This window comes from Pigmentiphaga sp. (assembly GCF_019689535.1).
Lineage (GTDB): Bacteria > Pseudomonadota > Gammaproteobacteria > Burkholderiales > Burkholderiaceae_B > Pigmentiphaga.
Genome location: NZ_JADGHH010000258.1, coordinates 1 through 3,931, shown reverse-complemented (window position 1 = coordinate 3,931; position 3,931 = coordinate 1). Strand labels below are relative to the sequence as shown.

Here is a 3,931-nt window from a genome sequence, read left to right as displayed (position 1 = left end):
GAGACACATCGCGTAACGCCCTGTCGGCAGGAAATTGGGGGCATATTCTCAGACTGTGGCAAAATCCGCGGCTTCATTTTCCAAGGTAGGACGGACTCGATGGCTATGGTCACCGACCGGGGCGAGGCGCTCGACGCCCAGGCCCAATCCCGCATTATCGCCCAGCTCGCCGAGGAGCTCGGCGTTCGCGCCACCCAGGTCATGGCTGCGGTGGAACTGCTGGATGACGGCGCGACGGTGCCGTTCATCGCCCGTTACCGGAAGGAAGCGACCGGGGGCCTGGACGACAGTGTGCTGCGCAACCTGGAAACGAGGCTAGAGTACCTGCGCGACATGGAAAGCCGGCGCGCAGCCATCCTGGCGTCGATCGAGCAGCAGGGCAAGCTGACGCCCGAGCTCAAGGAAGCGCTGCTCGCCGCCGATACCAAGCAACGGCTGGAAGACCTGTACGCGCCCTATAAACCGAAGCGCCGTACCCGCGCGCAAATCGCCCGCGAAGCCGGCCTGGAGCCGCTGGCTGACGCTATTCTCGCCGATCCGGGCATCGATCCGCAAACCGCAGCGGCCGCTTACGTCAACCCGGAGGCCGGCGTGGCCGACGTCAAGGCGGCGCTGGACGGCGCGCGCGACATCCTGACGGAACGCTTCGCCGAAAACGCGGAAGTCCTGGACAACCTGCGCAACTACCTGTGGAACACCGGCCTCGTGTATTCCAAGGTGGCCGAAGGCAAGGAAACCGAAGGCGCCAATTTCCGCGACTGGTTCGATTTCCGCGAACCACTGCGCACGCTCCCCTCGCACCGCGTCCTGGCCATGTTCCGGGGGCGCCAGCAAGGCGTCCTCGAGCTGCGCCTGGGGCTGGAGCCCGAGCTGGAAGAGCAAGTGCCCCACCCTTGCGTGGCGCGCGTGGCCAAGCTGGTCGGCCTGGAAGGCGTGTTCGCCCCGGACGTGGACGCCCGCCGCAAATGGCTGGGCGAGGTGTGTCGCTGGACTTGGCGCGTCAAGCTGCTGCCCTCGTTCGAGACCGAGTGCTTTACGCGCCTGCGCGAGGAGGCGGAGACCGAGGCCATACGTGTCTTCGCCCTCAACCTGAAAGACTTGCTGCTGGCCGCGCCCGCCGGCCCGCGGGCCGTGATCGGCCTGGACCCGGGCATCCGCACGGGCGTCAAAGTCGCGGCCATCGACAAGACGGGCAAGCTGCTCGAGACGGCCACAATCTATCCGCACGAACCCCGGCGGGATTGGGACGGCTCCATTGAAGCGCTGGCCCGCATTGCGCGCCGTCACCAGATCGAGCTCATCGCGATCGGCAACGGCACGGCGTCCCGGGAAACGGAGAAACTCGCCGCCGACTTGATCAAGCGCTACCCGGAACTCAACCTGACCCGCGTCGTGGTATCCGAGGCGGGTGCCTCGGTCTACTCGGCATCCGAGCTGGCCGCAGCGGAGTTCCCCGACCTCGACGTCAGCCTGCGCGGCGCCGTCTCCATCGCCCGCCGGCTGCAGGATCCGCTGGCCGAGCTGGTCAAGATCGATCCCAAGTCCATTGGCGTGGGCCAGTACCAGCACGACGTCAACCAGCGCGAGCTTGCCCGTACGCTGGACAGCGTGGTCGAGGATTGCGTGAACGCCGTGGGCGTGGACGTGAACACCGCGTCCGTGCCCCTGCTCACCCGGGTCTCCGGACTGAACGCCGCCCTGGCCAAGAACATCGTGTCCTGGCGCGACCAGAACGGCGCCTTTCGTTCGCGCGAGCAGCTCAAGGACGTGCCGCGCTTCGGCGAAAAAGCCTTCGAACAGGCGGCAGGTTTCTTGCGCGTTGCGAACGGCGACAATCCCCTCGACTGCTCGGCGGTTCACCCAGAGGCCTATCCGGTCGTCGAGCGCATCCTGGCCAAGCTCCAGACCGACATCCGCAAGGTCATCGGCAACCGCGAGGCACTCAAGGGCCTGTCGCCCGCCGAGTTCACCGACGAGCGCTTCGGCTTGCCCACGGTCCGGGACATCCTGGCCGAGCTGGAGAAACCGGGCCGGGATCCACGCCCCGAGTTCAAGACGGCAACCTTCCAGGACGGCGTGGAAACCCTGAATGACTTGCGTCCTGGCATGATCCTGGAGGGCGTGGTGACCAACGTCGCCAATTTCGGCGCCTTTGTGGACATCGGCGTGCACCAGGACGGGTTGGTCCACATCTCCGCCCTATCGGAGAAATTCGTCAAAGATCCTCGCGACGTGGTGCGGGTCGGACAAACCGTCAAGGTCAAGGTCTTGGAGGTGGATTTGCAGCGCCAGCGCATCGCGCTGACCATGCGCTTGAACGACGATGCCCTGCCGGCGCGGCGCAGCGGCGGCGAGGGCGACGCGCGCCCTTCTGGCAACCGCGGCCGGGAGCGCAGCCGTGCGCCCGCACCGGCGGAAAGCGCGATGGCGGCAGCTTTCGCCAAGCTCAAGCTGTAATCTGTAATCCGGCACCTGCCCCGCCCCCCGGCGGGGCGCCGGAATTCCCTACAAGCTCACGGTTTCTCGCCGTTCCGCATCCAAGTACTCCTTCGACTGCATCTCGAGTATCCGCGATACCGTGCGGTGGAATTCGTTCGCCAGCGCGCCCTGCGTGTAAAGCTCCTCGGGTTCGCAGGCGGCCGACATGATCAATTTGATCTTGTGGTCGTAAAAGACGTCCACCAGCCAGGTAAAGCGCCTCGCTTCCGAGGCTTGGCGCGGTCCCATCGCCGGCACGTCCGAGAGAATCACGGCGTGGAAGCGGCTGGCCAGCTCCAGATAATCGTTCTGCGACCGCGGTCCGCCACATAGCGTGGCGAAATCGAACCAGACCACGGTGCCGCTCAGCTTGCGCGCCCTGATCTGCCGGTTTTCGATAGACAGCACAGGCGGTTCAATGGGCGGCGTATCGGCCAGGGCATCGAAGGCCTTTTCGAGCGCCGCATCCGCTTGGGGCCCGAGCGGACTGTGGTAGATCTGGACTTGCTCCAAGGCGCGGCGGCGATAGTCGATGCCGGAGTCGACGTTGAGCACGTCCATTTTTTCCTTGATCAGCTCGATGGCTGGCAGGATGCGGTCGCGGTGCAGGCCTTCCGGGTACAGCGTGGACGGCTCGTAGTTGGACGTCATGACGAAAGACGTGCCATTGTTGAACAGCGCGAGCAGCAGCCGGTACAAGATCATCGCGTCGGCCACGTCCGAGACGTGGAACTCGTCGAAGCAGATGAGCCGGTAGCGGCGGGAAATGCGCCGCGCGACCTCGTCCAGCGGGTCGGGCATGCCCTTGACCTCGTCGAGCTCGCGGTGCACGCCACGCATGAATTCGTGGAAGTGCAGGCGTGTCTTGCGCACGACCGGGACCGTCGCGTAGAAGGCATCCATCAGGAAGCTCTTGCCGCGGCCTACCCCGCCCCACATATAGACGCCGCGAGGCACGCCGGGCCGGTTGAGCAGGCGCTTGAGCACGTTCGACCGCAGCGATTTGAACTCCACCCAGTCGTCGTAGTAGCGCTGCAGGCGGTCTATGGCGGCACGTTGCGCGGCGTCGGGCTTGAACCCGCGCTCGGCGATGGCGTGCTCGTAGTATTCGCGAACGTTCATTACCTACGGTCGGCAAAAGTCGAAAGTATACGTCTAGCGCCGGCCCGGCCGCCTGAGCGCCCCTGCCTTCCGCCCTCAGGCGGCAACCGGACGTCGGCCCGCGGGCCGAACGGTGACAATTCGCAGCCCTTCCCAGCGGGCGCAAGGCCGCCGATAACAGTCTGCTACCAGTTCGTCGCAGGATGTCACCGCTCCCGGCTTGGAGTCGGATATGCTGGAACATGACATTCCGCGAGACGCGAAGGGGACGGCCATGGCCACGGCACGCACACTCTGGAAACTGTAACTAAAACACAACTCCCAGCCCACGAGACGTAGCTACATGACGTAT

2 protein-coding genes are annotated in these 3,931 nt (G+C 65.3%); one reads left to right on the top strand and one right to left on the bottom strand.

Going from position 1 to position 3,931, the window contains the following annotated elements:
* Positions 1 to 99 precede the first annotated feature (99 nt).
* Positions 100 to 2,457, top strand: coding sequence for a Tex family protein (locus IRZ12_RS16205; protein ID WP_296470662.1), 2,358 nt, complete (start codon positions 100 to 102; stop codon positions 2,455 to 2,457).
* A gap of 48 nt (positions 2,458 to 2,505) precedes the next feature.
* Here IRZ12_RS16205 and zapE read toward each other — a convergent pair whose 3' ends face one another.
* Positions 2,506 to 3,600 carry a cell division protein ZapE gene (gene zapE / locus IRZ12_RS16200; RefSeq protein WP_296470659.1) on the bottom strand — a complete coding sequence of 365 codons (1,095 nt, stop codon included), beginning with the start codon at positions 3,598 to 3,600 and terminating at the stop codon, positions 2,506 to 2,508.
* Between the last annotated feature and the right edge of the window lie 331 nt (positions 3,601 to 3,931).

Bases quoted from the DNA above. Each gene is read 5' to 3' on its own strand.
- zapE (WP_296470659.1), bottom strand. From the start codon at position 3,600: ATGAACGTTCGCGAATACTACGAGCACGCCATCGCCGAGCGCGGGTTC.
- IRZ12_RS16205 (WP_296470662.1), top strand. From the start codon at position 100: ATGGCTATGGTCACCGACCGGGGCGAGGCGCTCGACGCCCAGGCCCAA.